Below are 3881 nucleotides of genomic sequence, written 5' to 3'. Positions count from 1 at the left end.
ACACGACAACGCGTCCATCAAGGGCGCCACGCTGAACACCGTCACGGCCGCCGTCGCCTGCGGCGGCGACGTGCACGTGCTGGTGGCCGGCCACAACGCCGGAGCTGCTGCACAAGCCGCCTCCAAAATAGCCGGTGTTGCCAAGGTCATCCACGCCGACGCCCCTGGCCTGGAACACGGCCTGGCAGAAAACGTCGCCGCGCAAGTGCTCGCCATCGCATCCAACTACAGCCACATCCTGTTCCCCGCCACTGCCAGCGGCAAGAACGTGGCCCCCCGCGTGGCGGCCAAGCTCGATGTGGCCCAGATCAGCGACATCACCAAGGTGATCGCAGTCGATACGTTTGAGCGCCCCATCTACGCCGGCAACGCCATTGCCACCGTGCAAAGCCAAGATGCCGTCAAGATCATCACCGTGCGCACCACCGGCTTTGACGCCGCAGCCGCCACCGGTGGCAGCGCACAAGTTGAAACCGCCGCCGCCACGGCCGACGCCGGCAAGAGCAGCTTCGTGGGCAGCGAAATCGCCAAGAGCGACCGCCCCGAGCTGACCGCCGCCAAGATCATCGTCTCCGGTGGACGCGCGCTGGGCAGCAAGGAAAAGTTCGACGAAGTCATGACGCCCCTGGCCGACAAGCTGGGCGCCGCCCTGGGTGCCAGCCGCGCGGCGGTGGACGCGGGCTACGCGCCCAACGACTGGCAAGTGGGCCAGACCGGCAAGATCGTGGCACCGCAGTTGTATGTGGCTGCCGGTATCTCGGGTGCCATCCAGCACTTGGCGGGCATGAAGGACTCCAAGGTGATCGTGGCGATCAACAAGGACCCTGAGGCACCGATCTTCAGCGTGGCCGACTACGGGCTGGAAGCGGATCTGTTCACGGCTGTGCCTGAACTGGTCAAGGCCCTGTAAGAACGCCCCTGTGCACACAAAGGCATCGCTCGCGATGCCTTTTTTTTGACGAAATTTCGCTTTCCCGGAGACACCCATGAGCTACACCGCCCCCGTCAAGGACATGCTGTTCGCCATCGAGCACCTGGCCAACATTGAACAGATCGCGCAAATCCCCGGTTTTGAAGATGCCGGGCTGGACACGGCAGCCGCCGTGCTGGAAGAGTGCGCCAAGTTCAATGAAGGGGTGCTGTCGCCGCTCAACTGGGAAGGCGACAAGAACCCGTCGAGCTGGAAAGACGGCGTGGTCACCACCACCCCCGGCTTCAAGGAAGCCTTCCGCCAATATGGCGAAGGCGGCTGGCAAGGCCTGCAGCACCCCGCCGACTTTGGCGGCCAGGGCCTGCCCAAGACCATCGGCGCGGCCTGCATCGAGATGACCAACAGCGCCAACATGAGCTTTGCGCTGTGCCCGCTGCTGACGGATGGCGCCATCGAGGCGCTGCTGACAGCAGGCAGCGATGAACTCAAGGCCACCTACCTCGAAAAGCTGGTGACCGGCGAGTGGACTGGCACCATGAACCTGACCGAACCCCAGGCGGGCTCGGACCTGGCCCTGGTGCGCACGCGTGCAGAACCCCAGCCCGACGGCACCTACAAGATTTTCGGCACCAAGATCTTCATCACCTACGGTGAGCACGACATGGCCGAGAACATCATCCACCTGGTGCTGGCCCGCGTGCAGGGCGCGCCGGAGGGCGTCAAGGGCATCAGCCTGTTCGTGGTGCCCAAGTTCATGGTCAACAAGGACGGAAGCCTGGGCGCGCGGAATGACGCGCATTGCGTGAGCATCGAGTACAAGCTGGGCATCAAGGCATCGCCTACGGCCGTGCTGCAGTTTGGCGACCACGGCGGCGCGGTGGGCTACCTGGTGGGCCAGGAGAACCGGGGCCTGGAGTACATGTTCATCATGATGAATGCGGCCCGCTACGCCGTGGGCATGCAGGGCATCGCGATCTCCGAGCGCGCCTACCAGAAGGCCGTTCAGTACGCGAAAGACCGCGTGCAGAGCCGCCCCGTGGACGGCAGCATCAACGCCAGCGCCGCCATCATTCACCACCCTGACGTCAAGCGCATGCTCATGACCATGCGCGCTACCGTTGAGGGTTGCCGCGCCATGGCCACGGTGGCGGCTGCGGCGTTTGATGCCGCACACCACCACCCCGATGCCGACACGCGCAAGCAGAACCAGGCGTTCTATGAATTCATGGTGCCGCTGGTCAAGGGCTACAGCACCGAGACCAGCCTGGAAGTGACCAGCCTCGGTGTGCAGGTGCATGGTGGCATGGGCTTCATCGAAGAAACCGGCGCGGCCCAGTACTACCGCGACGCCAAGATCCTGACCATCTACGAAGGCACCACCGCCATCCAGGCCAACGACCTCGTCGGCCGCAAGACGGCACGCGATGGCGGGCAGGTGGCCAAGGGCATCGCCGCGCAGATCGAGAAGACCGAGGCCGACCTGCTGGCCAGTGGCACGCCCGCTGCGCTGGCCGTGGCCAAACGCCTGACGGCGGCGCGCAAGGCGCTGCTCGACGTGATCGACTTTGTAGCCGGTGGCACCAAGGCCCAACCCAACGCCGTGTTTGCGGGCAGCGTGCCCTACCTGATGCTGGCGGGCAATGTGGTGGCGGGCTGGCAGCTGGCACGCAGCCTGCTGGTGGCGCAAGACCTGTTGCACAAGGGACAGGACGAAGCCTTCATGCGCGCAAAAATCACCACGGCCCAGTTCTATGCCGACCACATCCTGGTGAAGGCACCAGGCCTGCGCGACAGCATTGTGGAAGGCGCGGCCAGCGTGACCGAGCTGGCGCTGGAAGCCTTCTGAAGGACTGGCGTGCCGTGAGGAGACAGGCCACCTGCGGGGCAGGGGCCTTGATATAAAAATGATAGCTACGGACGCATGATTCACTTGCGCATCCGGCCTATTCCATCCCTATTCTTGTTCTGGAAGTTGTTGCCATGTCCAAACTGCCTCCCGTGTTGCAAAACCTGTCGCTGCCCGTCATCGGCTCGCCGCTGTTCATCATCAGCAACCCCAAGCTCGTGATCGAGCAGTGCAAGGCCGGTGTGGTGGGCTCCATGCCCGCGCTCAATGCCCGCCCTGCCGAACTGCTGGACGAGTGGCTGGCCGAGATCACCGAAACCTTGGCGGCCTACAACAAGGCGAACCCAGACAAGCCTGCTGCGCCGTTTGCCATCAACCAGATCGTGCACAAGAGCAACGACCGGCTGGAGCACGACATGCAGGTGTGCGCCAAGTACAAGGTGCCGATCATCATCACCAGCCTGGGTGCGCGCGAGGACGTGAACCAGGCCGTGCATGCCTGGGGCGGCGTGGTGCTGCACGACATCATCAACAACAAGTTCGCGCACAAGGCGATTGAGAAGGGCGCTGACGGCCTGATCGCCGTGGCGGCCGGTGCTGGTGGTCATGCTGGCACCAAGAGCCCGTTTGCGCTGATCCAGGAAATCCGCCAGTGGTTCGACGGCCCGCTGGCGCTCAGCGGCTCTATTGCCAGTGGCGGCGCGGTGCTGGCTGCACAGGCCATGGGGGCGGACTTTGGCTACATCGGTTCGGCCTTCATCGCCACCCATGAGGCCCGCGCCAGCGAGGCCTACAAACAAGCCATCGTGGACGGCAACTCGGACGACATCGTCTACAGCAACCTGTTCACGGGCGTGCATGGCAACTACCTGGCGCCCTCGATCCGCGCGGCCGGCATGGACCCGGACAACCTGCCAGAGTCCGACCCCAGCAAGATGAACTTTGGCGGCGACGCCAAGAAGGCCTGGAAGGACATTTGGGGCTGCGGCCAGGGCATCGGCTCCATCAATGCCGTGACCAGCACCGCCGAACTGGTCGCCAAGCTGCGCAGTGAATACGAGGCGGCCCGGGCCCGTCTCAAGCTCTGAATCTGCGCTCTGTGTG

Annotated in this window: 3 protein-coding genes; all 3 read left to right on the top strand. The window is 64.2% G+C overall.

Annotated elements, in window-relative coordinates; all coding sequences use genetic code 11:
- Window positions 1-910 (top strand): electron transfer flavoprotein subunit alpha/FixB family protein (locus DBR23_RS16570; protein WP_108498994.1); only part of this gene is annotated, 910 nt, incomplete at its 5' end.
- Between the two features lie 76 nt (window positions 911-986).
- Window positions 987-2777, top strand: coding sequence for an acyl-CoA dehydrogenase (locus tag DBR23_RS16565; RefSeq protein WP_108498971.1), 1791 nt, complete (start codon window positions 987-989; stop codon window positions 2775-2777).
- Between the two features lie 134 nt (window positions 2778-2911).
- A complete protein-coding gene (locus DBR23_RS16560; RefSeq protein WP_108498970.1) occupies window positions 2912-3865 on the top strand; it encodes a nitronate monooxygenase family protein in 954 nt (317 codons plus the stop codon).
- Window positions 3866-3881: the final 16 nt, after the last annotated feature.

The sequence above is a fragment of the Acidovorax sp. HMWF018 genome (genome assembly GCF_003061035.1).
Classification (GTDB): domain Bacteria; phylum Pseudomonadota; class Gammaproteobacteria; order Burkholderiales; family Burkholderiaceae_C; genus Acidovorax; species Acidovorax delafieldii.
Note: the sequence above shows the minus strand (reverse complement) of the source record. Positions and strands in the feature narration are given on the sequence as shown.